Source organism: Microbacterium sp. NPDC089320, from assembly GCF_040684875.1.
In the GTDB taxonomy this organism is placed as follows: Bacteria; Actinomycetota; Actinomycetes; order Actinomycetales; family Microbacteriaceae; genus Microbacterium.
Genome location: NZ_JBFBGY010000005.1, coordinates 130146 through 155407, shown reverse-complemented (window position 1 = coordinate 155407; position 25262 = coordinate 130146). Strand labels below are relative to the sequence as shown.

Annotated in this window: 27 protein-coding genes; 20 read left to right on the top strand and 7 right to left on the bottom strand. The window is 69.1% G+C overall.

Features of this window, described 5'->3' with window-relative positions; translation table 11 throughout:
* Positions 1-3 precede the first annotated feature (3 nt).
* Together AB0N61_RS14805 and AB0N61_RS14800 are read left to right on the top strand one after the other, a co-directional pair.
* Positions 4-432: a DUF1761 domain-containing protein gene (locus AB0N61_RS14805; RefSeq protein WP_167946846.1), complete on the top strand. Its 429-nt coding sequence runs from the start codon at positions 4-6 to the stop codon at positions 430-432.
* A gap of 156 nt (positions 433-588) precedes the next feature.
* Positions 589-1854, top strand: a complete 1266-nt coding sequence (locus AB0N61_RS14800; protein WP_363365099.1) for a hypothetical protein — start codon at positions 589-591, stop codon at positions 1852-1854.
* A 122-nt stretch (positions 1855-1976) separates the two neighbouring features.
* Here AB0N61_RS14800 and purQ read toward each other — a convergent pair whose 3' ends face one another.
* The 3 genes from purQ to AB0N61_RS14785 all read right to left on the bottom strand — a co-directional run bounded on the left by purQ (position 1977) and on the right by AB0N61_RS14785 (position 3541).
* Positions 1977-2684: a phosphoribosylformylglycinamidine synthase subunit PurQ gene (purQ, locus tag AB0N61_RS14795; protein ID WP_053098585.1), complete on the bottom strand. Its 708-nt coding sequence runs from the start codon at positions 2682-2684 to the stop codon at positions 1977-1979.
* Entirely contained in the window at positions 2681-2929 is a 249-nt protein-coding gene (gene purS, locus AB0N61_RS14790; protein ID WP_053098586.1) for a phosphoribosylformylglycinamidine synthase subunit PurS, read from the bottom strand. The genes purQ and purS overlap by 4 nt, the downstream gene beginning before the upstream one ends.
* 81 nt (positions 2930-3010) lie before the next feature.
* The gene (locus tag AB0N61_RS14785; RefSeq protein WP_363365098.1) at positions 3011-3541 is read right to left on the bottom strand and encodes an adenine phosphoribosyltransferase; all 531 of its coding nucleotides are present in this window, start codon (positions 3539-3541) and stop codon (positions 3011-3013) included.
* A gap of 153 nt (positions 3542-3694) precedes the next feature.
* Here AB0N61_RS14785 and AB0N61_RS14780 point away from each other — a divergent pair, with 153 nt between their 5' ends.
* From AB0N61_RS14780 to AB0N61_RS14760, 5 genes are all read left to right on the top strand, one after another.
* On the top strand, positions 3695-5002 hold the full coding sequence (locus AB0N61_RS14780; RefSeq protein ID WP_167946836.1) for an ABC transporter substrate-binding protein: 1308 nt from the start codon (positions 3695-3697) through the stop codon (positions 5000-5002).
* A 110-nt stretch (positions 5003-5112) separates the two neighbouring features.
* Entirely contained in the window at positions 5113-6216 is a 1104-nt protein-coding gene (locus tag AB0N61_RS14775; RefSeq protein ID WP_363365097.1) for a sugar ABC transporter permease, read from the top strand.
* Positions 6213-7103: a carbohydrate ABC transporter permease gene (locus AB0N61_RS14770; protein WP_363365096.1), complete on the top strand. Its 891-nt coding sequence runs from the start codon at positions 6213-6215 to the stop codon at positions 7101-7103. Before AB0N61_RS14775 ends, AB0N61_RS14770 begins: the two co-directional genes overlap by 4 nt.
* Positions 7104-7108: 5 nt before the next feature.
* Entirely contained in the window at positions 7109-8539 is a 1431-nt protein-coding gene (locus AB0N61_RS14765; RefSeq protein WP_363365095.1) for a GH1 family beta-glucosidase, read from the top strand.
* 56 nt (positions 8540-8595) lie between these two features.
* A complete protein-coding gene (locus AB0N61_RS14760) occupies positions 8596-9591 on the top strand; it encodes a LacI family DNA-binding transcriptional regulator (protein WP_167946828.1) in 996 nt (331 codons plus the stop codon).
* 97 nt (positions 9592-9688) lie between these two features.
* Here the strand turns inward: AB0N61_RS14760 and AB0N61_RS14755 are convergent, their stop codons facing one another.
* Entirely contained in the window at positions 9689-10492 is an 804-nt protein-coding gene (locus AB0N61_RS14755) for a DUF1266 domain-containing protein (protein ID WP_363365093.1), read from the bottom strand.
* A gap of 113 nt (positions 10493-10605) precedes the next feature.
* Here AB0N61_RS14755 and AB0N61_RS14750 point away from each other — a divergent pair, with 113 nt between their 5' ends.
* A complete protein-coding gene (locus AB0N61_RS14750) occupies positions 10606-11262 on the top strand; it encodes a helix-turn-helix domain-containing protein (RefSeq protein WP_363365092.1) in 657 nt (218 codons plus the stop codon).
* Between the two features lie 34 nt (positions 11263-11296).
* On the opposite strand, the gene AB0N61_RS14745 is transcribed toward AB0N61_RS14750, so the two are convergent.
* Positions 11297-11953, bottom strand: a complete 657-nt coding sequence (locus AB0N61_RS14745) for a GntR family transcriptional regulator (protein WP_167946822.1) — start codon at positions 11951-11953, stop codon at positions 11297-11299.
* Positions 11954-12127: 174 nt separating this feature from the next.
* Here AB0N61_RS14745 and AB0N61_RS14740 point away from each other — a divergent pair, with 174 nt between their 5' ends.
* From AB0N61_RS14740 to AB0N61_RS14720, 5 genes are read left to right on the top strand one after another with little or no spacing between them, the layout of a single operon-like run.
* On the top strand, positions 12128-13405 hold the full coding sequence (locus tag AB0N61_RS14740) for an NRAMP family divalent metal transporter (protein WP_363365091.1): 1278 nt from the start codon (positions 12128-12130) through the stop codon (positions 13403-13405).
* Between the two features lie 4 nt (positions 13406-13409).
* Entirely contained in the window at positions 13410-14174 is a 765-nt protein-coding gene (locus tag AB0N61_RS14735; protein ID WP_363365089.1) for a 5-oxoprolinase subunit PxpA, read from the top strand.
* 1 nt (position 14175) lies between these two features.
* Positions 14176-14976 carry a putative hydro-lyase gene (locus AB0N61_RS14730; protein WP_363365088.1) on the top strand — a complete coding sequence of 267 codons (801 nt, stop codon included), beginning with the start codon at positions 14176-14178 and terminating at the stop codon, positions 14974-14976.
* Positions 14976-16571 (top strand): urea amidolyase family protein, encoded by a 1596-nt coding sequence (locus AB0N61_RS14725; protein ID WP_363365087.1) that lies wholly within the window; start codon positions 14976-14978, stop codon positions 16569-16571. The genes AB0N61_RS14730 and AB0N61_RS14725 overlap by 1 nt, the downstream gene beginning before the upstream one ends.
* Positions 16568-18283: a biotin carboxylase N-terminal domain-containing protein gene (locus AB0N61_RS14720; RefSeq protein WP_363365086.1), complete on the top strand. Its 1716-nt coding sequence runs from the start codon at positions 16568-16570 to the stop codon at positions 18281-18283. Before AB0N61_RS14725 ends, AB0N61_RS14720 begins: the two co-directional genes overlap by 4 nt.
* A gap of 81 nt (positions 18284-18364) precedes the next feature.
* Here the strand turns inward: AB0N61_RS14720 and AB0N61_RS14715 are convergent, their stop codons facing one another.
* Positions 18365-19720, bottom strand: a complete 1356-nt coding sequence (locus tag AB0N61_RS14715) for a solute carrier family 23 protein (protein WP_363365085.1) — start codon at positions 19718-19720, stop codon at positions 18365-18367.
* A 179-nt stretch (positions 19721-19899) separates the two neighbouring features.
* Positions 19900-20778 carry a phosphoribosylaminoimidazolesuccinocarboxamide synthase gene (locus AB0N61_RS14710; protein ID WP_363365084.1) on the bottom strand — a complete coding sequence of 293 codons (879 nt, stop codon included), beginning with the start codon at positions 20776-20778 and terminating at the stop codon, positions 19900-19902.
* Between the two features lie 99 nt (positions 20779-20877).
* Between AB0N61_RS14710 and AB0N61_RS14705 the strand changes: the two genes are divergently transcribed.
* The 7 genes from AB0N61_RS14705 (at position 20878) to AB0N61_RS14675 (ending at position 25141) form a co-directional block, all read left to right on the top strand.
* Positions 20878-21093 (top strand): DUF2945 domain-containing protein, encoded by a 216-nt coding sequence (locus tag AB0N61_RS14705; protein ID WP_363365083.1) that lies wholly within the window; start codon positions 20878-20880, stop codon positions 21091-21093.
* 51 nt (positions 21094-21144) lie between these two features.
* Positions 21145-21693 (top strand): GNAT family N-acetyltransferase, encoded by a 549-nt coding sequence (locus AB0N61_RS14700; RefSeq protein WP_363365082.1) that lies wholly within the window; start codon positions 21145-21147, stop codon positions 21691-21693.
* Positions 21694-21777: 84 nt separating this feature from the next.
* A complete protein-coding gene (locus AB0N61_RS14695) occupies positions 21778-22401 on the top strand; it encodes a PadR family transcriptional regulator (RefSeq protein ID WP_363365081.1) in 624 nt (207 codons plus the stop codon).
* On the top strand, positions 22398-23978 hold the full coding sequence (locus tag AB0N61_RS14690; protein WP_167946800.1) for an MFS transporter: 1581 nt from the start codon (positions 22398-22400) through the stop codon (positions 23976-23978). The genes AB0N61_RS14695 and AB0N61_RS14690 overlap by 4 nt, the downstream gene beginning before the upstream one ends.
* A gap of 134 nt (positions 23979-24112) precedes the next feature.
* The gene (locus AB0N61_RS14685; RefSeq protein WP_363365393.1) at positions 24113-24337 is read left to right on the top strand and encodes a DUF4160 domain-containing protein; all 225 of its coding nucleotides are present in this window, start codon (positions 24113-24115) and stop codon (positions 24335-24337) included.
* Positions 24318-24557, top strand: coding sequence for a DUF2442 domain-containing protein (locus AB0N61_RS14680; protein ID WP_363365080.1), 240 nt, complete (start codon positions 24318-24320; stop codon positions 24555-24557). The genes AB0N61_RS14685 and AB0N61_RS14680 overlap by 20 nt, the downstream gene beginning before the upstream one ends.
* 53 nt (positions 24558-24610) lie before the next feature.
* Complete coding sequence (locus tag AB0N61_RS14675) at positions 24611-25141, top strand: GNAT family N-acetyltransferase (RefSeq protein WP_363365079.1); 531 nt, start codon at positions 24611-24613, stop codon at positions 25139-25141.
* The last annotated feature ends 121 nt before the right edge of the window (positions 25142-25262 follow it).

The following is a 25262-nucleotide window of genomic DNA, read 5'->3' as shown; positions in this document are numbered from 1 at the left end:
GTCATGGTTCCCGAGATCAACTACTGGGCAGTACTGCTGGCGACCGCGTCGAGCATGGTCGTCGGCTCGGTCTGGTACGCGCCGAAGGTGTTCGGCACGCGCTGGTCGAAGCTTGCGAACGTCGACATGGACCGCCCGGGATCGAGCGCGACGATGGCGATCGTCACCACCGTGATCGTGAGCTTCGCGACGGCATGGGTGCTGGCCGGAGCATCCGCGATCGCCTGGCACTTCTACGACGGGTCGTTCTTCTGGGCCGCCGTCGTCACGGGTGTGCTGCTGTGGGCCGGATTCACGGCGGCCCGGTTCATCACGCACGATGCCTTCGAGGGGCGTCCGACGGCCCTGACCACCCTGAACATCGCTCACGAGCTCGTGACGATCGTCGTCATGGCCGTGATCATCGGAGTCTGGCCGCCCGCGCTCGGCTGATAGGTCGATCTGGCGCGACACGCCGTGCGGTCGGGAAAGAGTAGACCTTCGGCCCTTCCGTCAAGACTTACTGGTATGCCAGCATTTTGCATGTGACCTCCTGGTCGCCTGCGGTCCGGAACGAGTCGGCCCGCGGTTCCGACCGAGGGGGTCTTCATGCACGGCTTCGCGCGCCGCCCAGCGAGGCGCACAGTCGCTTTCGTCGTCGCCGCGACGGTCGTACTCGCCGGAGCCGTGACCGCCGCCCTGGGTGCGACCGCCGAGGCCGACTCCGCCCCCGACACGGGTGCCCCCGACCCCACGCTGTCGGTCGCGCGGGCCTACGAGTTCCTCGATGCCCGCACCGACGAGTTCTGCGATGGTGCCGGCCACTGCCTCCCGCGCAGCTATCAGGGCGGTTTCTTCACCGACCTGCCGACGTGGGACTTCACGCCCTCGTTCGTCTACGACGACGCCCTCGTCGTGATCGCCTACACGGCCCGCGGGCTTCCCGACGACATCCGTCGGGCGCGCACCATCGGCGACACGCTGCTCTTCGTGCAGGCGAACGACCCGATCGGCGACGGCCGGGTGCGCACGTCGTACGAGCCCCACGGCATCCGTCAGGGTCGCGTGGAGATCACCGGCCCCGGCACGTTCACGGGCAACCAGGCGTGGACGGGCATGGCGCTCGCGCGTCTCTTCCATGCGACCGGCGAGCAGAAGTACCTCGACGGTGCGCTCGGGATCGCGCAGTGGATCCAGACGAACACGGCCGACATGGCGCGGGCGCCCTACGGGTACACGGGCGGACAGCTCGAGGACGGCTCGTCGCTGGTGTGGAAGTCCACCGAGCACAACAGCGACATCGCCGGCTTCTTCACGCAGCTCGCACAGCTCACCGGCGATTCCGTGTGGGCGGATCGCGCCGCCGTCGCCACGGCGTTCGTCGCCGCGATGCAGAGCGCAGACGGCCATGTCGACACGGGCACCCTGCTGGACGGCTCGACCGTGAACACGTATCCCGTGCCGCTCGACGCTCAGACGTGGACCTCGCTCGCGACTCAGGACGACCGCTACGACACGGCGCTCGACTGGAGCCTCGCGAACCTCATCGCGACCGACGGTCAGTATCAGGGTCCGTCGATCAGTCACGTCGACACGTCGAAGGTGTGGTTCGAGGGCAGCGGCCACCTGGCGCTGGCTCTGAAGCTGCGCGGCGCTGACGGCGACGCCGACCGTGCGGAGGCGCTGCTCGACAGCATCCGCCTCGGTCAGCGCGACGCGGCGAACGGCGACGGCAAGGGCATCGTGGCGACCTCGACCGACGGACTGGATTCCGGCTTCGGCGATCTCTACTACGCCAGCCTGCACACCGGGGCGACGGCGTGGTACCTGCTCGCGGCTGCGGGCGACAACCCCTTCGCGCTGCCGGCGGACTGACCCGCGCCCCCTGCTTTCGAATCGCGCACTTTGCAGATTTCCAGGCCGGGAATCTGCAAAGTGGGCGATTCGAAAGCGGGAGGAGGGGGCCAACGCGTCGGACGCGGCCCGGCGCGCGGTGCTTACGCCGCGACGCGCGCGACCGCGGCGATCGCGCTCGTGAAGAAGTCGACCCCGTCGATGCCGGAGCGCATGGCGGCCGAGGTGTCAGGGCCGAATCCCGCCTCGGTCGCGTGCTCGGGGTGCGGCATGAGCCCGACGACGTTGCCCGCCTCGTTGGTGAGACCGGCGATGTCGCGCAGCGATCCGTTGGGGTTCACGCCCGCGTAGCGGAACGCGACGAGGTTCTCGCCCTCGAGGCGGTCGAGCGTCTCTTCGTCGGCGATGTATCCACCGTCGGCGTTCTTCAGCGGGATGGTGATCTCCTGACCCGTGCGGAACCGGTTGGTCCACGCCGTGTCGGAGTTCTCGACGATGAGCTTCTGATCACGCCGCACGAAGTGCTGGTGGTCGTTGCGGATCAGGCCGCCGGGCAGCAGGTGCGCCTCGACCAGCATCTGGAATCCGTTGCAGATGCCGAGGATCGGCATGCCCTTGGCGGCCGCGTCCTTGACCTCGGCCATGATCGGCGAGAGAGCGGCGATCGCGCCGGCGCGCAGGTAGTCGCCGTAGCTGAATCCGCCGGGCAGCACGAGGGCGTCCACGCCTTCGAGGTCGTGCGATCCGTGCCAGAGGGCGACCGGCTCGGCGCCGGCGATGCGGACGGCGCGCTGCGCGTCGCGGTCGTCGAGCGAGCCGGGGAAGGTGATGACCCCGATGCGCGTGGTCACTCGGCGACCTCGATGCCGACGACGTCCTCGATCACGGAGTTGGAGAGCACCTCGTCGGCGATGCGACGGGCCTCGGCGAGGATCTCGTCGGTGACCTCGCCCTCGACGGTGAGCTCGAAGCGCTTGCCGATGCGGACATCGGAGAAGCCCTCGACGCCCAGGCGGGAGAATGCGCCGGACACGGCCTTCCCCTGCGGGTCGAGCAGTTCGGGCTTGGGCATGACGTCGACGACGATGGTGGGCATGAACGGCTCCGGAAGTCGCGGGCGGACGGGCGTGCTCAGTCTACCGGCTCGACGCCCGCTCGATTCCCGGGGTGACGAGGCTCAGGCGTGGAAGACGGTGTGCAGGTCGCCGATCGCGTCGCGGCCGCCCAGGCCGTCGATCTCGAACAGCACCGAGATGCCGACGACGTGGCTGCCCAGGTGCTCGACCAGCTCGCGTCCGGCGGCGAGCGTGCCCCCGGTGGCGAGCACGTCGTCGATCAGCAGCACGCGGGATCCCGCAGGCAGGTCGTCGTGCATCTCGATCGTCGCGGTGCCGTACTCGAGCGCGTAGTCGACGGACGCCGCGGGGCGGGGCAGCTTGCCGGCTTTGCGGATCGGGATGAGGCCGACGCCTGCGGCGATCGCTGCCGCGCCGGCGAGGATGAACCCGCGTGCCTCGATGCCCGCCACGACGTCGAACTGCCCGGCGAACGGCGCGATGATCGCGTCGGTCGTGGCCCGCAACGCTTCGGCGTCGGCGAGCAGGGGTGTGATGTCGCGGAAGATGATCCCCGCCTCGGGGTAGTCCGGGATGCTGCGGATCAGCGATTCGGCGCGGACGAGGGCGGGGGAGAGTTCGGTGTCTGGCACCGGTCAAGGGTACGCCACGGGCGGGGTTGACAATCATGGGAGCGCTCCCATAGAGTCGCTCATCAATGCATGGGAGCGCTCCCACGAGAGTCCCCGCATCGTCCCGAGCACCACCGCACCACCACTGCACGACCCACCACAAAGGAGTGAACTGTGAACACACGTGCCCGCAAGCGGATCCTGACGACAGCAGCCGTCGCATCCGTCTCCGCCCTGGCCCTCGCCGGCTGCGCCTCCGCCGACTCCGGCGACAGCGCGTCCGGAGACGAGGAGGTCACGCTGACCGTCACCACCTTCGGCACCTTCGGCTACGACGACCTCTACGACGAATACGAGAAGGCGCACCCGAACGTCACGATCGAGGCGACCAACATCGACACCGGCGGCAACGCCCGCACCGACGCGTTCACCAAGATCGCGGCCGGCTCGGGTCTCAGCGACGTCGTCGCGATCGAGGAGGGCTGGCTCGGCGCGATCATGGATGTGTCCGACACCTTCGTCGACCTGCGCGACTACGGCATCGAAGATCGCAAGGCCGACTGGGTCGACTGGAAGTACGGACAGGCGACGGATGCCGAGGGCCGCGTCATCGGCTACGGCACCGACATCGGCCCCAGCGGCATCTGCTACAACGGCGCCGCCTTCGAGGCTGCGGGTCTGCCCAGTGACCGCGAGTCGGTCGCCGAGCTGCTGAACGGCGACTGGGAGAACTACTTCACGGTCGGCGCCGAGTACACGGCCAAGACCGGCAAGGCCTGGTACGACCACTCCGGCTTCGTCTGGAACGCGATGGTCAACCAGCTCGACGAGGGGTACTACACCTCCGACGGCGAGCTGAACGTCGAGGACAACGCCGAGCTGAAGGAGCGCTTCGAACTGCTCGGAGCCGCGACCGAGGGCGGCCAGTCCGCCGCGCAGACCGCGTGGGACTGGAACGGCGGCAAGTCGTTCGTCGACGGCACCTTCGCCACGTTCGTCTGCCCCGGCTGGATGCTCGGCGTCGTGCAGGGCCAGGTCGAAGCCGGCGGCGGCGACGCCTCGACCGGCTGGGACTTCGCCGACGTGTTCCCCGGCGGCGCAGCCAACTGGGGTGGCGCGTTCCTGTCGATCCCTGAGAGCTCGCAGCACAAGGAGGCCGCGGCCGAGCTCGCCGACTGGCTGACGCAGCCCGAGCAGCAGGTCAAGCAGTCCGCCGCGGCGGGCAACTTCCCGTCGACGATCGACGCGCAGGAGACGCTCGCCTCCGAGGCGACGCCGAACGCGTTCTTCAACGACGCTCCCACCGGTGCGATCCTCGCCGAGCGCGCCAAGGGCGTCGTCGCCCAGTTCAAGGGCGCCGATGACTCGGTGATCCAGGAGAACGTCTTCGGTCCGGCCCTCAGCGGCCTCGACCGCGGCGAGACCGACACCCAGGGCGCGTGGGACGCTGCGATCTCGCTCCTGAACGAGCTGGTCGACTGACCCACCCCGCATCCGTTCCGGTCGCAGTTCGTGCCGCGCCGCCTTCACAGGGGCGGCACGGACTGCGACCGGAGCATCTCGGAAGCCCGGAACAGCACCAAGGAAGAGTCATGACACTCACCGATGAGCGCTCGGAGACGACGACCGCGTCGACGAAGAGCGCGAAGCGCCCGAAGACGGATGCCGCAGCGCGGCGTCCCTGGCGGCACCGCCTGTCGCGGTTCGACCAGAACGCCTCCCCGTACTTCTACATCTCGCCGTTCTTCCTGCTCTTCGGACTGGTGGGACTCTTCCCGCTGCTGTACACGGTGTGGGTGGCCGTGCACGAGTGGGATCTGCTCAAGGGGCAGGGCGAGTTCGTCGGCGCCGGCAACTTCGTCGAGATCCTCGGCGATGCGATGTTCTGGAACTCGATCGTCAACACGCTGAGCATCTTCCTGCTCTCGGCCATCCCGCAGCTCGCGGTCGCCCTGGTGATCGCCTACCTCCTGGACCGCGGCCTGCGGACCCCGACCTTCTGGCGCATGAGCGTGCTCATCCCGTTCGTCGTCACGCCGGTGGCTGTCGCCATCATCTTCTCGAGCATCTTCAACGAGGCCGACGGCCTCGCCAACAACCTGCTCAACCTGATCGGCATCGCCGACCAGGAGTGGAAGCACAACACGGCCCTCTCGCACATCGCGATCGCCGTCATGGTGAACTTCCGCTGGACCGGGTACAACGCTCTGATCCTTCTCGCCGCGATGCAGGCGGTGCCGCGCGACCTCTATGAGTCGGCCGCCCTCGACGGCGCCGGAGCGGCGCGACGCTTCTTCTCGATCACGATCCCCACCATCCGTCCGACCCTGATCTTCGTGATCATCACCGCGACGATCGGCGGTCTGCAGATCTTCGCCGAGCCGCGACTGTTCGACGTCTCGACCGCAGGCGGCATCGGCGGCAGCGATCGGCAGTTCCAGACCACCGTGCTGTTCCTGTGGGAGCTCGCCTTCTTCCGGCGAGACCTCGGCGAGGCATCCGCCGTCGCCATCCTGCTGTTCCTGCTCATCGTCGGCATCGGCGTCATCAACTTCCTGATCTCGCGACGCATCTCCACCGGGGACTCACCGAAGAGCCGGGCCGCGCGCCGCCGTGCGCGCACGGCCGCCGGCGCGGCCGCGGCGGCCGCCGCCACCACGACGATCGCCACTACGACCGAGGAGAACGCGCGATGACCGCCACCCAGGCGCTGAGCGTCCCCGAGAAGATCCGCCGCCGTCGCGGGGCGGTCGGCGGCAACGCCGGAATCGGCAGCCGTCCCGGTTTCCTCACCTACGGTCTGCTCGCCGCCTTCATCATCGGCAGCGTCTACCCGCTGTGGTGGTCGGTCGTCGTGGCGAGCGGCACCAATGCGACCCGCGGCGAGACCCTGCCGCTGATCCCGGGTGGCAACTTCGTGGCGAACGCGGCCAAGGTGTTCGACGCGATCCCGTTCTGGCTCGCTCTGGGCAACTCGGTGCTCATCTCCACGATCATCACGATCTCGGTCGTCACGTTCTCGACCCTCGCCGGCTACGCCTTCGCCAAGCTGCGCTTCAAGGGACGCGACGGACTGATGATCTTCGTGATCGCGACGATGGCCATCCCGACGCAGCTCGGCATCATCCCGCTGTTCATGCTGATGCGCGAGCTCGGGTGGACGGGGTCCATCGGCGCCGTCATCGTGCCGACCCTCGTCACCGCTTTCGGCGTCTTCTTCATGCGGCAGTACCTCGTCGACGTGATCCCCGACGAGCTGATCGAGGCGGCGCGCATGGACGGCGCGAACCAGTTCCGCACGTTCCTCACGGTCGGCATCCCGGCCGCTCGCCCCGCCATGGCGATCCTCGGACTCTTCACGTTCATGACGGCGTGGACCGACTACCTCTGGCCACTGATCGTGCTCTCGCCGCAGAATCCGACGCTGCAGACGGCGCTCAGCCAGCTGCAGTCCGGCTACTACATCGACTACTCCATCGTGCTCGCCGGTGCGGTGCTCGCGACCCTTCCGCTGCTCGTCCTGTTCGTCGTGGCGGGCCGGCAGCTGGTCAGTGGCATCATGGCGGGCGCGGTGAAAGGATGACCCCTATGACCCGTGCCTTTCCCGAGAACTTCCTGTTCGGCGCCGCGACAGCGGCGTACCAGATCGAAGGGGCGGCTTTCGAAGACGGGCGCACCGCGTCGATCTGGGATGCCTTCAGTCGCGAGCCGGGTGCCGTCATCGGCGGGGACAACGGCGATGTGGCCTGCGACCACTATCACCGCTACCCGCAGGACGTCGCCCTCATGAAGGAGCTCGGCCTGCAGACCTACCGCTTCTCGACCTCCTGGTCGCGCGCGCGCCCTGACGGCGGCGCGGTCAACGCGAAGGGCGTCGACTTCTACAAGCGCCTGGTCGACGAGCTGCTCGAGAACGACATCCTGCCCTGGCTCACGCTGTATCACTGGGACATGCCGCAGGCGCTGCAGGAGAACGGCGGCTGGACGAACCGCGACACCGTCGGACGCTTTCTCGAATACGCGGGCACCATGCACGACGCGCTCGGCGACCGCGTGAACGTGTGGACCACGCTGAACGAGCCGTGGTGCTCGTCGTTCCTCTCCTATACCGGCGGAGAGCACGCGCCGGGGCACACGAGCGTCGCCGAGGGACTGCTCGCCGCCCACCACCTGCTGCTCGCCCACGGCGAGACGGTCCGCGAGCTGCGAGTCCGGGACGAGAGCCTGAACCTCGGGATCACGCTCAATCACACGGTCGCAGACCCGGCAGACCCGACGAATCCCGCCGACGTCGACGCCGCGCGGCGCGTCGACGGCCAGTTCAACCGCTGGTTCCTCGACCCGATCTATCGCGGCGTCTACCCCGACGACATCATCCGGGACATCAGGGCCGTGGATGCCGACGCCATCGCGCGCTTCACGGATGCCGTCCATGACGGCGACCTCGACATCATCTCGCAGCGCATCGACACGCAGGGCGTGAACTACTACCACGGCGACTTCGTCTCGGGCACGGCTCCGGCGGCGGAATCCGCGAGCGGAGCGCCCGCGACAGCCCGCCCCACTCGCAGTCCCTACCCGTCGCATGAGGGCATCCATCCGGTCGAGCGCGGACTTCCGCGCACGGCGCAGAACTGGGAGGTGCAGCCCGAGGGGCTCACCCGCCTGCTGGAGCGGGTGTGGTCCGACTACGCCCAGCCCGCCGGCACGGTGCTCTACATGACCGAGAACGGCGCCGCCTATGACGACGTCGCGGTGATCGAAGACGGCGAGACGCGGGTGCACGACGCAGACCGCACCGAGTTCCTGCGCCTGCACCTAGCCGCCGTGCTCGACGCGGCGGATGCCGGGGTCGACGTGCGCGGCTTCTTCTACTGGTCGATGCTCGACAACTTCGAGTGGGCCTGGGGCTACGACAAGCGCTTCGGCATCGTGCGCGTCGACTACGACACCCAGGAGCGGAGTCTGAAGGACTCCGGTCGGGAGTACGCTCGCATCATCGCCGCTCGCGCTCTCTGACGCCGGGCGGCGGCACCAGGGAGCATCCGGCCTCGCCGCCGGACGGAGGGAGAGTCGTGTCCACACGAGCGACCATCGAAGAGGTGGCATCGGCCGCCGGCGTCTCACGGTCGACGGTGTCACGCGTCGTCAACGGCTCGACGGCGGTGAGTCCCGAAGCCCTCGAATCGGTCAAGCGCGCCATCGAGGAGCTCAGCTACGTGCCCAACCGCGCGGCTCGCTCGCTCGCCTCGCGCCAGACGCACGCGATCGCCCTGATCGTGCCTGAGGACACCACGCGGTTCTTCGGCGACCCGTTCTTCGCGGCGATCGTGGCGGGCATCACGGGCGCTCTCCGAGGCTCGGACTACCTGCTCAACCTGCTGATCGCCAGCGACGACCCCGGCGACAAGATGACCAGCTTCGTGCGCAACGGCGGCGTCGACGGCGCGCTCATCGTCTCGCACCACACCAGCGATGCGTTCATCGACAGGGTCGCCGACGCCGTGCCCGTGGTCTGGGGCGGCCGACCCGTGCGCATCCGCGAGGGCGACTACGTGGTCGACGTCGACAACGTCGCCGGCGCCCGCACCGCGACCCAGCACCTGATCGAGACCGGACGCACGCGGATCGCGACGATCTCGGGTCCCATCACGATGGTCTCGTCGGTCGACCGCGTGCAGGGCTTCCGCGCGGCGCTGGCCGACGCGGGGCTGTCTCCGTTCGCCGAAGAGGCGGGCGACTACAGCGAGGCCAGTGGAGCGGATGCCGCACGCCGCATCCTCGCGACCGGGCACCCCGATGCGATCTTCGTCGCCAGCGACCTCATGGCGCGCGGCGCGCTCACCGCGCTCCGCTCCGCCGGCGTCCGTGTTCCCGACGACGTCGCCCTCGTGGGGTTCGACGATTCGTCCGTCGCCCTGAGCACTGATCCGCCGCTGACGACGATGCGACAGCCCATGTACGCGCAGGGTGAGGCGATGGCGGGAGTGCTGCTCTCGCGTCTGGCCGGGCGTGAACCGGCGCACACGACGATCCTGCCGACCGAGCTGGTGGTGCGCGCTTCGTCGTGACCCCGGTCGGACCGGATCAGGCCGGGCGCGATCGACGAACACGGATGCGGACCACACGCCCCTCCAGGTCGGTCCGCATCCGTGGGTCTTCGGGCGATCAGCCGATCCGGTCTCGTGATCGCTGATCGACGGTGGCGTGCCACGGCAACGCGCCCCACGGGCCGCCGCGCCTCGGCATCACGGCCGCCGCGAAGTCGGTCCACACATCGCCGAGGCTCTCGAACGATTCCTCGACGAGAATCCCATCGCTCCAGTGCATGATGCGCCCGGCGATGTAGCTCAGACCGAAATCGACCCACGACACGAACGACGGGCGGGCGTCGACGTTGACGCGGTGGATGATGCGACGCGCTTCCGTCATGTCGGAGTACCCGAGCGCCACACCCCAGGTCGCCAGCGCCACGGCCTGTCCGAGTGCGTAGCCGTCGAAGGTCCGCACGTAGACATCGGCCGTCACCACGTCCTTGCCGACTCGCCTGCGCACCTCGTGCTCGATGTGCTCGACGCCGGCGACGAACGGTCGCGCTTCGCGGTCGTCGCCACCCTCGGCGACGATCCGCGCGAGCCATTCCTCCGCCGTCGGAACCCGGCCCAGGGCCGTGTCCAGGTCGTTGCGCACAGCGAGTCGGAGCATCCACGCCTGGCGGCGGCGACGCACGGTGCAGAGGTGGTCGATCATGTCGAGCCAGTCATCGCGGGAGTGGATGCCCCACTGCTCCGCCAGGAGAGCCTGGTCGTCGGGTCCCAAGCCGGGGGCGGTCGGGTCGTTCCAGGGCCCGGACGGGAGGGTGGTGATCTGCAGCAGACCCAGGGCGATCTCGTTCGCCTCGGTGTCGGCGGTGGAGAACCGCTCCGACGGCGCGAGCCTGGGCGGACGCGTGAACCATGATGTCGGGCTCATCACACTCCTGAGGTGGGCCTGGGGCATCTCATAGCTTGAACATCTATTCAGTGGCTAATATATAGCCTCCGGGGGGAGATCCGAAGTCGTCCGATGCTGGGAGCGGGACACGAATGCCACGTTCAGACGAGCACAACCGGGAGCGCGCACGCGAAGCCATCCTCGAATCCGCCATCGTGCTGTTCGCCGAGCGCGGTGTCTCGGGCGCGAGCGTCGCCGAGATCACTCGGCGCGCCGGGGTCGCACAGGGACTCGTGAGCTACCACTTCGGCGGCAAGGATCAGCTCGTGGCCGCCGTGATCGACCGCTGGTACGAGACGCTCTTCGCGATACCGCAGGTCGAGGGGCCCGCGGATGTGCGGCTCGCAGGAATCATCGACGGCGCGCTCGCCGCGGCCGGTTTCGCGCTCCCGGTGCAGCGGGCGGTGTTCGCGATGCAGCAGCAGCCAAGCACGCACCGCATGTTCGCGGAGGCGGAGACGCGGTTCGCCGAGCAGGCGATCGCATCGGAGAACGCGGTGCGGGAGATCTTCCGCGAGCGGGGCGCCGTCGATCCTCCGCTCGAGGAGATCATGCTGCGCACCACCCTCGAGGGCGTCTTCATGAAATACGCCGTCTACGGCGACACCTACCCGCTCGAGGACGCTCGGCGCTGGGTGCGCCGTCTCTATGGCCTGCCCGAGCCCGAGGTGCCTCTTGCCCTGACGCTCGCGCCCCGCGATCCGGATGCGAGGACTCGGGCCGCCGGCGCGCTGCGCGACGAGAGTTGACGGCGGACCGCACGGCGGTCCACCGCAGAGGGCGTCAGGCCAGCTGCATCCGGGCGAACGCCCCGAGCACCACGCGCTCGGACTGCACGAGGTAGCGCTCGAGCTCGGCCGCACCGGCCTGCGCGCCGCGGGTGAGGAAGGTGTCGAGCACGGCGCGATTCTTGCGCACGAAGGGCTCGTGGAGCGAGCGAGGATCATCGATCTTCAGGAACGCGAGTCTCAGCTCGGCGGCCAGGTCGCGATAGGTGCGTGCCAGGCGGGGGCTGTCGGCGAGCGAGACGAGTGCGACGTGGAACGCCATGTTGGCGCTGCCCACTGCCCGCCACGTCTCTGTGTCGTCGAGGAGCGCGTCCTGCGCCGACGCCTCTGCGGCGACCACGGCCTCTTCCATCCGCTGCACCGCAGGATGCTCGGGCTCGGAGTGCAGCAGGGCGGTGCACTCGATGATCCGGCGAGCACGATAGATGTCGATCACGTCGGCGATCGACGGCGAGGCGACGGAGACGCCCCGGTGCGGCACATGCTCGAGCAGGCCCTGCTCGGAGAGCGCCCGGAATGCCTCGCGCAGGGTATTGCGTGCGACGCCGAAGTGCTCGGCGATGGCCGATTCCGACAGGCGTGATCCGGGCGCGAACGCGCCGTCGATGATCTGCTGTCGGAGCGCATCGGCGAGCATGCCCTGCTGGTTCATGCCTTCATCGTAGGCGGCGGTGGCGACGGATCGTTCGAGGAACTGCGCGTGGAAACACGCGACTGCAACTCGGCCGTAGCACGACGGAAACAAAGTTGTTGAACAATATTGCTCGATCCGTTCTACACTGGGTGTCACTCGACACCCACCAACGACGATGGGACATCCCCCGCAATGTCAGAGAACACCACAGCCCCGCTGTCCGCCGAAGACGACCTGCGGCTCTCCGCCGCCAAGAGACGTGCCGGCCGAAGTGCCGTGATCGGCGCGATCTTCCTGATGGCCACGAGCGCCATCGGCCCCGGCTTCATCACGCAGACGGCCACCTTCACCGCGACGATGGGGGCGGCCTTCGCGTTCGCGATCCTCGTCTCGATCCTGATCGACATCGCCGTGCAGCTGAACATCTGGCGCATGATCACCTCGTCGGGCAAGCGCGCCGGCGAACTCGCCAACAGTGCCATCCCCTTCTCGGGCCACGTGATCGCCGTGCTCGTCGTCATCGGCGGTCTCGCGTTCAACATCGGCAACATCGCCGGCGGCGGCCTGGGCCTCAACGCGCTGCTCGGCATCGATGCAAAGCTCGGCGGCGCGCTCACCGCCGCCCTCGCGATCATCATCTTCCTCGTGAAGAAGGCAGGGCCCGTGATGGACGTCGTGCTCGTCATCCTCGGCATCGGCATGATCGGGATGACGATCGTCGTCGCCGTGATCGCCCAGCCGCCGATCGGCGAGGCGCTGCGTCAGACATTCGTCCCCGACGAGCTCAACTTCGCCACCATCACCACGATCGTCGGCGGAACGGTCGGCGGTTACATCACGTACTCGGGTGCCCACCGCTACCTCGACTCCGGTCACACCGGCCCCGAGCAGGCGGGTCCCGTGATGCGCGCCGCCGCGAACGGCATCCTCGTCACCGGCGTCATGCGCTACGTGCTGTTCCTCGCGATCCTCGGCGTGGTCGCCTCGGGCGTCTCGCTCGACCTCTCGAGCCAGGCGGCGAACCCGGCCGGACAGGCCTTCGGCGCGGTGCTCGGCGACGCGGGTCTGCGCATCTTCGGCGCCATCTTCTGGGCTGCGGCGATCAGCTCGGTCATCGGCGCCGCGTACACGTCGGCCACCTTCCTCTCGACCTTCACCAAGAAGCTGAAGGGCGGCTGGCCGCTGCAGCTGGCGACCGTCGCGTTCATCGTCGTGTCGCTGATCGTCTACCTCTCGATCGGCACGGCACCGGCTGCGATCCTCGTGTTCGTCGGCGGGTTCAACGGACTCATCCTCCCCATCGGCCTGACGGTCTTCATGTACATCGGCTGGTTCCGCCGCGACCTGCTCGGGTCGAAGAAGTACCCGATCTGGCTGCTCGTCGCCGGTACGATCGTGACGCTGCTCACCTGGTACATGGGCATCGTCTCGGTGGGCCCGATCTTCGCCTTCCTCGGCATCGGAGCGTGACCCCGTGACATCGATCGATCTGAACTCCGACCTCGGCGAGAACGTCCCCGACCGGGTCGTCAGCGACGACGAGAGCATGCTGCGCCTCGTCACGAGTGCGAACGTGGCGTGCGGCTTCCACGCGGGCAGCCCTGAGGGCATCCGGTCGACGCTCGAGAACGCTGTGGCAGGCGGCGTCGTGATCGGCGCGCACCCCGGCTACCGCGACTACGAGAACTTCGGGCGCACGAAGGTCGACATCGACTCGGCCACGTTGCAGGCGCACGTCGAATACCAGCTCGGAGCCCTGATCGGTCTTGCCGCGGCCGTGGGCGGCCGGGTCGCCTACGTCAAGCCGCACGGAGCGCTCTACAACACGATCGCCCGCGACGAGCGGCAGTCGAAGGATGTGGTGGCGGCGATCCGCGCGATCGACCCGGACCTCGTGCTGCTGGGCCTCTCCGGAGGCGTCGTGCTCGATGTCGCCGAGCGTGCGGGGCTCCCGACCGCGGCCGAGGCCTTCGCGGACCGGGCGTATCAGCCCGACGGTCAGCTCGTCTCGCGCACCGAGCCCGGGTCGGTGCTGCACGACCCCGTCGCGGTCGCCGAGCGCATGGTGCGACTCGCCGGCGAAGGGGTGATCCGCGCGATCGACGGCACGGACGTGCCCGTCAGCGCGCAGTCGATCTGCGTGCACGGCGACAGCCCGGGATCGGTCGCCATGGCCGCGGAGACCAAGCGGATGCTGCAGGACGCCGGCATCACGATCGCGCCGTTCGCGGGAGTCTGACATGACCGTTCTCGCGACCGCCGATCAGCTCGCCGCCGCGCGTGCGGCGCGCGCGGCCATCCGCGCAGGGCACTCCGCGCCGACCAGCGGAGTCGCCGTCGGACTCACGCAGGCGAATCTCATCTCGGTGCCGGCGGACTGGGCCTTCGAGACCCTGCTCTTCGCCCAGCGCAATCCGAAGCCCTGTCCCGTGCTCGAGGTCATCGAGCAGGGTCAGGTGGAGTCGCGGCTCGCGCCGGGCAGCGACATCCGCACGGATATCGGCCGCTATCGCGTCTGGCGCGACGGCGAGCTCGTCGACGAGGTCACCGATGCGACGGCGGCGTGGGAGGAGCATCCCGACCTCGTCTCGTTCCTCATCGGATGCAGCTTCACGTTCGAGACGGGACTCGTGCAGGCGGGGATCCCGATCCGGCATCAGGAGCTCGGGCGCAACGTGCCGATGTATCGCACGGCGATCGACTGCACCCCCGCGGGCCGGCTGAGCGGTGAGACGGTCGTCTCGATGCGGCCGATCCCCGCGGACCGCGTCGCGGATGCCGTGCAGATCTCGGGCCGGACCCCCGCGGTGCACGGTGCACCGGTGCACATCGGCGACCCCGCATCTCTCGGCATCGCCGACCTCTCGCAGCCCGACTTCGGGGACGCTCCCGAGGTGCGCGAGGGCGAGGTGCCGGTGTTCTGGGCGTGCGGTGTCACCCCGCAGGCCGCCATCATGGCCTCCAGGCCACCGTTCGCCGTCACCCACGCGCCCGGATACATGTTCATCACCGACGTTCCGGACGCGGAGTACTTCGTCTGATGCGCATCCTCACGGCATCCGATCGCGCGCTTCTCGTCGAGGCGGCCGACCTCGACGAGGCGATGCGCCTGAATCTCGCTTGGGACGGCGTGCGCGGCGTGGTCGAGCGGATCCCCGGGGCGCGCACCGTGCTCGTGAGATTCGATCCCCTCGTGGTGTCGGCCGCCGACCTCGCCCGGGCCCTGGCCGCGACCGAGATCGACACCGATCACCTGCCGGCCACCGGTGATGTCACGGTGCCGGTGCGGTACGACGGGGAAGACCTCGATGAGGCGGCATCCCTGCTGGGCGTGTCTGCCTCCGAGCTCGTCAACCGCCATCTCGCCGCCGACTGGAAGGTCGCGTTCTCGGGCTTCGCGCCCGGCTTCGGCTATGTCGTGAGCAGCGATCCGCTGTTCGACGTGCCCCGCCGCTCGTCGCCGCGCACCCGGGTGCCGGCCGGATCCGTCGCACTGGCCGGCCAGTTCACCGGGGTGTACCCGCGCGAGAGCCCGGGCGGCTGGCAGCTCATCGGACGCACGGACGCCCTGATGTGGGACATCGACCGTGACCCTCCGGCGCTGCTGTCGCCAGGAACGACGGTGCGGTTCGAGCAGGTGCGCGAGCGGATCGCGGTGCCGGAGAACGGAGACGAAGAGGTTCCTGTCCGGCGCGTCGTCGAGCGACATGCCGCCGGCGGGACACCGGATCCGGGTTCTCCGACGGCCCCCGCCGCCGCGGTCGAGGTCGTGCGTCCGTCGATGCAGCTGCTGGTGCAGGATGCCGGCCGTCCGGGATTCGCGGCGCTCGGCGTCTCGGCGTCCGGCGTCGCCGATCGCCGCGCCATGCGTGAGGCGAACCGTGCAGTCGGCAATGCCGTGGGCGCCGGGGTGCTCGAGAGCGTCGGCGGTGCGGTGCTGCGCTTCCGGGGTTCCGGCGTGGCCGCGGTCGCGGGCGCCGTCGGCTCTCTCGACCTGGTCGACTCGGACGGTGTGGCGCGTCGCATCGAGCACGGCGCGCCCTTCGCGACCGTCGAGGGCGACGAGCTCACGCTGGGGCATCCGACCCATGGGCTGCGCTACGTCATCGCGGTCCGCGGCGGAGTCGCCGTCGAACCCGCGCTCGACAGCCGTGCGAGCGACACCCTCGCCGGGCTCGGACCGAGCCCGCTGGCCGCGGGAGACGTGCTGCTCGTCGGTGACTCCGCTCGGCATCCGGTCGAGCCGGACGTCTCACCGCGAACGCTGCCGGCATCCGGCGAGCTCGTCGACCTCGAGATCACTCTCGGTCCTCGTGACGACTGGTTCACGCATGCGGCGCTCGCGACCCTCACCGGGCAGGAGTGGACCGTGACCCCGCGGTCCGACCGGGTGGGCATCAGGCTCGAGGGCGCCGTGCCCCTCGAGCGATCCGTCAGCGGAGAGCTCCCCAGCGAGGGGGCGGTGACCGGGGCGATCCAGGTGCCGCCCGACGGTCAGCCCGTGCTGTTCCTCCCCGACCACCCGCTCACCGGGGGATATCCGATCATCGGCGCGCTCACCGATCGCAGCCTCGACCTCGCCGGACAGCTGCCGCCCGGCGTGCGCATCCGCTTCATCATCAAGGAGACCTCATGACCACGGTGCTGATCGCGAACCGCGGAGAGATCGCCGTGCGCGTCATCCGTGCCTGCGCCGAAGCCGGCTACACGTCGGTCGCGGTCTACGCCGACCAGGATGCCGACGCGCTGCACGTGCGCCTCGCGGATGAGGCCGTGGGGCTGGGCGGTGACACCGCGGCGACGACGTACCTCTCGATCGAGGCGCTGCTGGACGCAGCTCGCACGAGCGGCGCGGATGCCGTGCACCCCGGTTACGGGTTCCTCTCGGAGAGCGCGGAGTTCGCCCGCGCCGTGGAGGACGCCGGCCTGATCTGGATCGGACCCTCGCCCGACAGCATCGACGCCCTCGGCGACAAGATGACGGCGCGTCGCATCGCTCAGCGCGTCGGGGCGCCCCTGGCCGCCGGCACCGATCAGCCGCTCGCCGGGCCGGACGAGGCCGTGGCCTTCGCCGAGCAGCACGGGCTCCCGATCGCGATCAAGGCCGCGTTCGGCGGTGGCGGCCGAGGTCTGAAGGTGGTGCGCGAGCTGTCGGAGGTCGCGGATGCCTTCGAGGCCGCGACCCGCGAGGCCATCGCCGCCTTCGGTCGGGGGGAGTGCTTCGTCGAGCGATTCCTCGAGAGCCCGCGCCACATCGAGGTGCAGGTGCTCGGCGACGGACGCGGCGGCGTGGTGGTCGTCGGCGATCGCGACTGCTCGATGCAGCGACGCAACCAGAAGCTCATCGAGGAGGCTCCGGCGCCCGGGCTGTCGAACGAGCAGCGCAGGCGGTTCCACGACGCGGCCCGGGCGATCTGCGCCGAGGTCCAGTACCGAGGGGCCGGAACCGTCGAGTTCCTCCTCGCGGCCGACGGCACGATCTCCTTCCTCGAGGTGAACACCCGACTCCAGGTGGAGCACCCCGTCACCGAAGCGGTCACCGGCACGGATCTCGTGCGCGAGCAGTTCCGCATCGCCTTCGGCGAGGGGATCTCGTTCAGCGAGACGCCGACTCCGGCAGGGCACGCCTTCGAGTTCCGCATCAACGCCGAGGACCCGGGTCGCGGCTTCCTCCCCAGCCCCGGCCGGGTCGAGTCGCTGCGCATCCCCGGTGGACCCGGCGTGCGCTGGGACAGCGGCATCGAGGCGGGCGACGTCGTCCAGCCGGCCTTCGACTCGATGATCGCGAAGCTCATCGTGCACGCCGACGACCGCGACGCCGCACTCGTGCGGGCGCGTCGCGCGCTGCGCGAGCTGCTCGTCGAGGGACCGGCGACCGTCATCCCCTTCGATCTGCTCGCGATCGATGACGAGGCCTTCGCCACCGACACCTTCGCGGTGCACACGCAGTGGATCGAGAGCACGCTGCTGCCCCGCCTCGAGCCGCAGCTGCGACCGGCTCCCGTGCCGGATGCCGCACTCCAGCGCTTCCCCGTCGAGATCGACGGCCGCCGAGTCGTGCTCGGACTCCCGGTCGCTCTGCTCGCCGGACTCGGAGGATTGGCGGATGCCGCCGGCGCCGCGGCGCCCGCATCCGATCCGACCGAGTTGCGCGCTCCGGCACCGGGCACGCTCGTGCGCTGGCTCGCCGACGACGGGGCGGAGGTCGCCGAGGGCGACCCGGTCGCCGTGCTCGACGCGATGAAGATGGAGACCACGGTCACCGCCCACCGGGCCGGCACGCTGTCGCACCGAGTGGAGCTCTCGGCGGTGGTCGCTCCCGACGGGGTGCTCGCCGTCATCGCCTGAGAGCGACCACGCCCTGACGCAGAGATCCCGGATGCCGCAGCGGCAGCATCCGGGATCTTCGCGTGCGAGGGTCTTGCGTGGTTACGCGGGGTCTCCGCCGAGCGGTCCGACGGCCTCGAGGGGGCGAGGGTCATCGGCGCCCGTCTTGCGGGCTCGGGCGATGAGGTTGCCCACGTGGTAGATCAGCAGAGCCGCGACGGTGCCCAGCACGATGCCGCCGAAGGCGAAGTCGCCGAGCTGCATCGAGAAGCCCGCGATGCCGATCACGAGCGACACCGCAGCGGTGTACTGGTTGACCGGGCGCGAGAAGTCGACGCGGCTGTCGACCCAGATCTTGATGCCGATGATGCCGATCAGACCGTACAGCGCGGTGGTCGCACCGCCGAGCACACCCGCGGGGATCGAGTTGAAGACCTCGCCGACCTTGGGTGAGAACGCCAGCAGGATCGCGAAGAGCCCGGCGACCCAGTAGACGGCGGTCGAGTAGACGCGGGTCGCGGCCATGACGCCGATGTTCTCGCCGTACGTCGTGGTTCCCGATCCGCCGAAGCCACCGGCGAGGGTCGTGGCGACGCCGTCGGCGATCAGCGCGCGGCCGGTGTGCCTGTTGATGGCCGGGTCCTCGGTCATGGTCGCGACGCCGCGCACGTGGCCGACGTTCTCGGCGACCAGCACGAGCACGACCGGCAGGAACATCGCGATGGTCGACCAGGTGCCCGGGGCGATGAAGTCGGGGAGCTGGAACTCGGGCAGGCCGACCCACGGGGCGTCGGCGATGAGCTCAGCGGGCGTCTTGCCGCCGCGCAGGGCGTTGGGAACGTCGAACGACCCGGTGAAGGCGGCGTAGATGAAGCCGACTGCGACGCCGAGGAAGATCGAGATGCGGCCGAGGAAGCCGCGGAACAGCACCGCGAAGAGGATGATCGCGACGAGCGTGATGGTCGCGGTCACGGGGTCGATCTGGAAGTTGTTCCACGCGGTGGGGGCGAGGTTGAAGCCGATCAGCGCGACGATCGCGCCGGCGACGACCGGGGGCATCAGCGCGTCGACCCAGCGGAGGCCGGCGAACTGCACGACCAGGCCGACGACCGTGAGCAGGATGCCGACGGCCACCACGCCCGCGAGAGCCGAGCCGGTGCCGCCCGCGGCGACGGCGGCGGTGATCGGCGCGATGAACGCGAACGACGAGCCGAGATAGCTGGGCAGCTGGTTCTTCGTGATCAGCAGGAAGATGAGGGTGCCGAGACCGCTGAAGAGCAGCGTGGTCGAGACCGGGAACCCGGTCAGCGTCGGCACCAGGAATGTCGCTCCGAACATCGCGACGACGTGCTGGGCGCCGATCGCGATGGTCGCGGGCCAGTTCAGGCGCTCATCGGGCTTGACGACGGCGCCGGGTTCGACCGTGCGGCCGTTTCCGTGGGTCTTCCACAGGGGCATGCGGGCTCCTCAGGATCGGGGGGAGTGGGAGTGCTGGAGCAACCCTACCGATTCCTGAGTGTTCCCTGGGTGCGTCGAGTCATCCCTCGGGCGGACTTCTGCGTCTCGGGAGGAGGAATCTCGAGGATCCCTCCTCCCGAGACGCAGTTCTCCTCCGCTCGAGGTGAGGAACCGCGCCCTCAGGCCCCGAGGCGCTCGATCAGCTCGCGGTACCGGGCGGCGGTGCGCTCGACGACGTCGTCGGGCAGCACGGGGGGTTCCCCCTGCTTGTCCCAGTTCGCGGCCAGCCAGTCGCGCACGATCTGCTTGTCGAAGCTCGCCATGCGCTCCTTCGGCGTCGTGCCGGTGCGCCAGGCCTCGGCATCCCAGTAGCGCGACGAGTCGCTCGTGAGCACCTCGTCGGCCAGGTGCAGGATGCCGTCGGCATCCGTCCCGAACTCGAACTTGGTGTCGGCGAGGATCAGGCCCTTCTCCTCGGCGATCGCAGCGGCACGCGTGTAGAGCGAGATCGAGACGTCGCGCAGCTCGGCCGCGCGCTCGGCTCCGACGAGCTCGACGGTCTGCTCGAAGGTGATGTTCTCATCGTGCTCGCCCATCGGGGCCTTGTAGGCAGGGGTGAACAGCGGCTCGGGAAGGCGGTCGCCGTTCTGCAGACCGGCGGGCAGCGGGATGCCGCAGACGGTGCCGCTCTCGGTGTACTCGGCCCAGCCGGACCCGGTGATGTAGCCCCGCACGACGCACTCGACCGGCAGCATCTCGAGCGACTGCGCGAGCATGGCGCGGTCGGCGACGCCCGTCGGGATCTCGCCGTCGGCGAGGTGGTTGGGCACGTCGCTCAGCCGGCTGAACCACCAGCGGCTGAGACGCGTGAGAAGAGCGCCCTTCTCGGGGATGCCGGGGGAGAGCACGAAGTCGAACGCGCTCACCCGGTCGGACGCGACCACGAGGATGCGGGTGTCGGCCGCATCGTCCGAGGCATACAGGTCGCGGACCTTGCCCGAGTAGATGTGGCGCCAGCCGGGGATGGTCTGCGCGGTGCTGTCCGAAGGTGTGCTCACCCGCCCATTATCGCGGGTCGGCGTCACCGCTGTCGTGTCAAGGCCTGGTGCGACCCCCGCGGCATCGGCGAGGCTCGACGCAGGACGATCGGAGGAGTCATGACGAAGGATCTCTCCACGGGTGACCGGGTGAGCTGGAACACATCGCAGGGGCGGACGCGGGGAACCGTCGAGGAGAAGCGGACGAAGGACTTCCGGTTCGCCGGGCAGAGCTTTACCGCCTCGGACGACGACCCCGCGTACATCGTGAAGTCGGAGAAGAGCGGCGACACCGCCGCGCACAAGGGGTCGGCTCTGCGCAAGCTGAAGAGCTGAACGCGCACACAGCACGGCCCGAGTGTCGGAGACGCTGTCTAGCGTTGAGACGTGACTGACGACCTCTTCACCGACCGACTGCGCCTCTCGCGAGCCGTTCCCTCCGACCTCGACGCCGTCTTCGCCATCCAGAGCGATCCCCGGGTGTGGACGCACTATCCGAGCCTGCGGCACACCGACCCCGCTCAGACCGTCGAGATGATGGAACGGTGGGGCCGCAGCTGGACCGAAGCCGGTCTCGGATCGTGGGTCGCCCGTCTGCGGGACACCGGCGAGGTCGTCGGCAACGGTGGGTGCACCCTGCTCGGCGGTGCGGTGTGGAACATCGGGTATCGGATCGCCGCTGATCACCACGGGCGAGGGCTGGCGACCGAGCTGGCGCTGGCGGGAGTCGAGAGAGCACGCGAGATCGCGCCGGAGCGTCCCATCATCGCCTACCTCGTCGAGCACAACCGCGCCTCCGCCCACGTCGCCGAGAAGCTCGGCCTCGAGCTGGTGCACCGAGCGCCGGATGTCGGCAATCCCGACCCCTCGGTGATGCGGCTCGTGTACGCGGATCGCGCGCTCACCTCGGATCAGCTCGCGGCCGCTCTGGGCTAGGGCGCCACTCGCCGCCATCGACGTTGCGGTTCGCCGACGACAAGCGTATAGTCCACCTGGACTAATCAGGATGGAGTAGACGCCGTGAAGGATCCGATCGACACGCTGACTCCGATGGGCGTCATGGTGCTCGCGCTGCTGCGCGAGGCAGACATGCACCCCTACGAGATGGTGCGACTGCTGCGGGCCAGGCACGACGACCGACTGCTTGCGATCACCAACGGCACGCTGTACCACACCGTGGCGCGGCTGCAGAAGGCGGGGCTGCTCGACGAGGTCGGCATCGACCGCGACGGCAACCGCCCCGAGCGCACGACCTACACGCTGACGGATGCCGGTCGCGACACGGTCATCGCGTGGGTGCGCAGGGAGCTGCCGCGCGTCGACAGCGAGACCGAGTTCCGCATCGCTCTCGCCGAATCCCACAACCTCGAACGAGACGACGTCGTCGAACTCCTCGGTGAGCGTCGCACCGCGCTGCTCGCCGCCCACGAGATGCACAGCCACGGCCTCGCGAAGGCCAGGGCCAAGGGCGTCCCGCCGCAGGTCCTCGTCGAGGTCGAGCGCGAGGAAGTCCTCCTCGATGCGGAACTCCGCTGGCTCGACGCCCTCCTCACCCGCCTCGACGGCGACGACCTCCCCTGGGGGCCGTCGGCGTTCACCGACACAGACCGCTACCTCGCTCAGCGAAAGGCTGCACAGCAATGACCGATTCCCCCTCGACCGGAGGCCAGCCCGTGGCATCCGCGTCATCCGGTCCCTCGACCGGGACCTTCGCGGCCGGGCACCAACCTGCGAGCCCCTGGCCCGCGCTCTGGGCGCTCGTCATCGGCTTCTTCATGATCCTCGTCGACACGACGATCGTCTCTGTCGCGAACCCGGCCATCAAGGCCGCCCTCGACCCGACAACCAACAACCTCGACAACGTCGTGTGGGTCACGAGCGCCTACCTGCTCGCCTACGCCGTGCCGCTGCTGATCACGGGCCGCCTCGGCGACCGGTTCGGGCCGAAGAACATCTACCTCATCGGCCTGGCGATCTTCACGCTCGCCTCGCTCTGGTGCGGGCTGTCGGACTCGCTCGAGATGCTGATCGCTGCTCGCGCGGTGCAGGGGCTCGGCGCCGCATTCATGACGCCGCAGACGATGGCCGTGATCACCCGCACGTTCCCGCCGAACCGTCGGGGAGCGGCCATGGGGCTCTGGGGGGCCACGGCCGGAGTCGCGACCCTCGTCGGCCCGCTGCTCGGCGGCGTGCTGGTCGACAGCCTCGGGTGGGAGTGGATCTTCTTCGTCAACCTCCCCGTGGGCGTGATCGCCTTCGTCGCCGCATGGATCCTCGTGCCCAAGCTCGCGACCCATCCGCACCGCTTCGACATCCTGGGCGTCGTGCTGAGTGCCGCCGCCATCTTCCTCGTCGTGTTCGGTCTGCAGGAGGGGGAGAAGTACGACTGGGGCGTGATCTGGGGACCCATCTCCGTCTGGGGCATGATCATCGCCGGCATCGTGGTGCTGGGCGTGTTCATCCTGCAGCAGTGGAAGACGAAGAGCGAGGCGCTCGTGCCGCTCGAGCTCTTCCGCGACCGCAACTTCTCGGGAGCGAACATCGCGATCGCGACCGTGGGCTTCGCCGTGACGAGCATGTCGCTGCCGCTCATGTTCTTCCTGCAGATCGCCCGGGGCCTCGCGCCGACGCAGGCTGCCCTGCTGATGATCCCGATGGCGGTGTTCTCGGGCGTGCTCGCCCCGGTCGCGGGCAAGATCCTGGATCGCACGGACCCCCGGTTCATCCTGATCCCCGGCCTTCTCATCTTCGGCACGGCGCTGGTCTGGTACTCGTCTCTCGTGAGCGTCGACACAGAGATCTGGATGTTCCTGTTCCCGTCCGCTCTCCTCGGCATCGGCAGCGCCGGCATGTGGGGCCCTCTCGCGACGACCGCGACGCGACGCCTCCCGATGCGTCAGGCGGGCGCGGGTGCGGGCATCTACAACACCACCCGGACGATCGGCTCGGTGATCGGCTCGGCCGCCATCGCGACGTTCATGCAGTCGCGGCTCGAGGCCAATCTTCCGGGCATGGGTGACTCCGCCGGTTCCATCAGCTCCGGGGGCACGCTTCCACCTCAGGTGGCCGAGGGGTTCTCCGCCGCGATGTCGCAGGCGATCCTGCTGCCGGCGAGCGTCATCGTGATCGGCCTCATCGCCGCGTTCTTCCTGCGCGGTGCGCCGAAGGAGACGGATGCTTCAGCATCCGCCCCCGCAGAGGCGCCCGCCCCCGCGGCCTGAACCGCCCTGACGACGAGCCGGGTCTTCTGCACGATCGTGTGGGGGACCCGGCTCTCCCCAATCCCCGGGCGACTGCGCCGAACCCGACTCGCTCGTGCGATCTCGCTGGCTACGGTCGCTCCGTGCCGACGGTCATGCGAGTTCGCGGATACCGATTCTTCTTCTACAGCAATGAGGGATCGGAGCCACCGCACGTGCATGTTGAGCATTCCGGAATGACTGCCAAATTCTGGCTTGCGCCCGTAAGCTCGGCATCACGGTCAAGGTTCAACGACGATGAACTGCGCGCGCTCCAGCGCCTCGTCGAGCGACACGGAGATCGGTTCGAGGAGGCGTGGTATGAGCATTTCGGTCGATGATGCGGTCGCTGTCGACGTGATGATCGACGACCGTGCGATGCACGTCCGCATCAGGGACGGGCGGACGCTCAGGGCTCCGCTGCACTGGTTTCCGCGCCTCGCCGGAGCGACCGACGCGGAACGTGGTGACTGGCGGTTGATCGGTTCAGGCGAGGGCATCCACTGGAACAGCCTCGACGAAGACGTGTCGATCGCCGGGCTGCTGCGCCGGGCCAGCTGACAGTTCTGTCTCTCCGTTTGGCGACCGACGCCGAGGTGTGATCTCATCGGGCGATGACGATCGAGCTCACGAGGCCCACCACCGACCTGTTCGACTCCTGGGCGGCCGCCGTCGCAGAATTCGGCGACAGCCACGTCGACGGGTCGGGTCTGCAGGCACCCGTCACCCCGGATCGCGCGACGCTCGACGCGCTGATCGAGAAGTCGACCCTCCTCGCCGACACCTCCGCCCCGCTGCCCGATGACGCCGTGCACAACGACCTCTACTGGATCGTCGATGACGGCGAGGTCGTGGGGTTCCTCTCGTTCCGGCACGAGCTGAACGAGTGGCTCCGCGAGGCGGGCGGGCACATCGGCTACTCTGTGCGCGCCTCCCGCCGCCGCCAGGGCTATGCCTCCGCGGCGTTGCGCCTCGGACTCGAGCGTGCCCGCGAGATCGGACTCGACCGCGTGCTGGTCACATGCGACGACGACAACGTGGGCTCCTACCGCACGATCGAGGGCGCCGGTGGCGTGCTGCAGGACGTCAGCGACCAGTCCGAGCGCGCATACGCGATGCTCCGGCGGTACTGGATCGCCCTCTAGCGCCGAGCGCGCGAACGAGCGCGCGAACGGCGCTGGGACACGCTCGGGACACGGCGACACGCCGTCGCCGGTTAGGGTTGATGGTCGACGACCATCCCGGTGGCAGCATCCTGTCGCCCAT

Coding starts and splice junctions, on each gene's coding strand:
- AB0N61_RS14675 (WP_363365079.1), top strand. CDS start 24,611: ATGACGATCGAGCTCACGAGGCCCACCACCGACCTGTTCGACTCCTGG.
- AB0N61_RS14705 (WP_363365083.1), top strand. CDS start 20,878: ATGACGAAGGATCTCTCCACGGGTGACCGGGTGAGCTGGAACACATCG.
- AB0N61_RS14765 (WP_363365095.1), top strand. CDS start 7,109: ATGACCCGTGCCTTTCCCGAGAACTTCCTGTTCGGCGCCGCGACAGCG.
- AB0N61_RS14725 (WP_363365087.1), top strand. CDS start 14,976: ATGCGCATCCTCACGGCATCCGATCGCGCGCTTCTCGTCGAGGCGGCC.
- AB0N61_RS14805 (WP_167946846.1), top strand. CDS start 4: ATGGTTCCCGAGATCAACTACTGGGCAGTACTGCTGGCGACCGCGTCG.
- AB0N61_RS14680 (WP_363365080.1), top strand. CDS start 24,318: ATGAGCATTTCGGTCGATGATGCGGTCGCTGTCGACGTGATGATCGAC.
- AB0N61_RS14775 (WP_363365097.1), top strand. CDS start 5,113: ATGACACTCACCGATGAGCGCTCGGAGACGACGACCGCGTCGACGAAG.
- AB0N61_RS14750 (WP_363365092.1), top strand. CDS start 10,606: ATGCCACGTTCAGACGAGCACAACCGGGAGCGCGCACGCGAAGCCATC.
- AB0N61_RS14715 (WP_363365085.1), bottom strand. CDS start 19,720: ATGCCCCTGTGGAAGACCCACGGAAACGGCCGCACGGTCGAACCCGGC.
- AB0N61_RS14745 (WP_167946822.1), bottom strand. CDS start 11,953: ATGAACCAGCAGGGCATGCTCGCCGATGCGCTCCGACAGCAGATCATC.
- AB0N61_RS14690 (WP_167946800.1), top strand. CDS start 22,398: ATGACCGATTCCCCCTCGACCGGAGGCCAGCCCGTGGCATCCGCGTCA.
- AB0N61_RS14755 (WP_363365093.1), bottom strand. CDS start 10,492: ATGAGCCCGACATCATGGTTCACGCGTCCGCCCAGGCTCGCGCCGTCG.
- AB0N61_RS14800 (WP_363365099.1), top strand. CDS start 589: ATGCACGGCTTCGCGCGCCGCCCAGCGAGGCGCACAGTCGCTTTCGTC.
- purS (WP_053098586.1), bottom strand. CDS start 2,929: ATGCCCACCATCGTCGTCGACGTCATGCCCAAGCCCGAACTGCTCGAC.
- AB0N61_RS14730 (WP_363365088.1), top strand. CDS start 14,176: ATGACCGTTCTCGCGACCGCCGATCAGCTCGCCGCCGCGCGTGCGGCG.
- AB0N61_RS14720 (WP_363365086.1), top strand. CDS start 16,568: ATGACCACGGTGCTGATCGCGAACCGCGGAGAGATCGCCGTGCGCGTC.
- AB0N61_RS14685 (WP_363365393.1), top strand. CDS start 24,113: ATGCGAGTTCGCGGATACCGATTCTTCTTCTACAGCAATGAGGGATCG.
- AB0N61_RS14740 (WP_363365091.1), top strand. CDS start 12,128: ATGTCAGAGAACACCACAGCCCCGCTGTCCGCCGAAGACGACCTGCGG.
- AB0N61_RS14770 (WP_363365096.1), top strand. CDS start 6,213: ATGACCGCCACCCAGGCGCTGAGCGTCCCCGAGAAGATCCGCCGCCGT.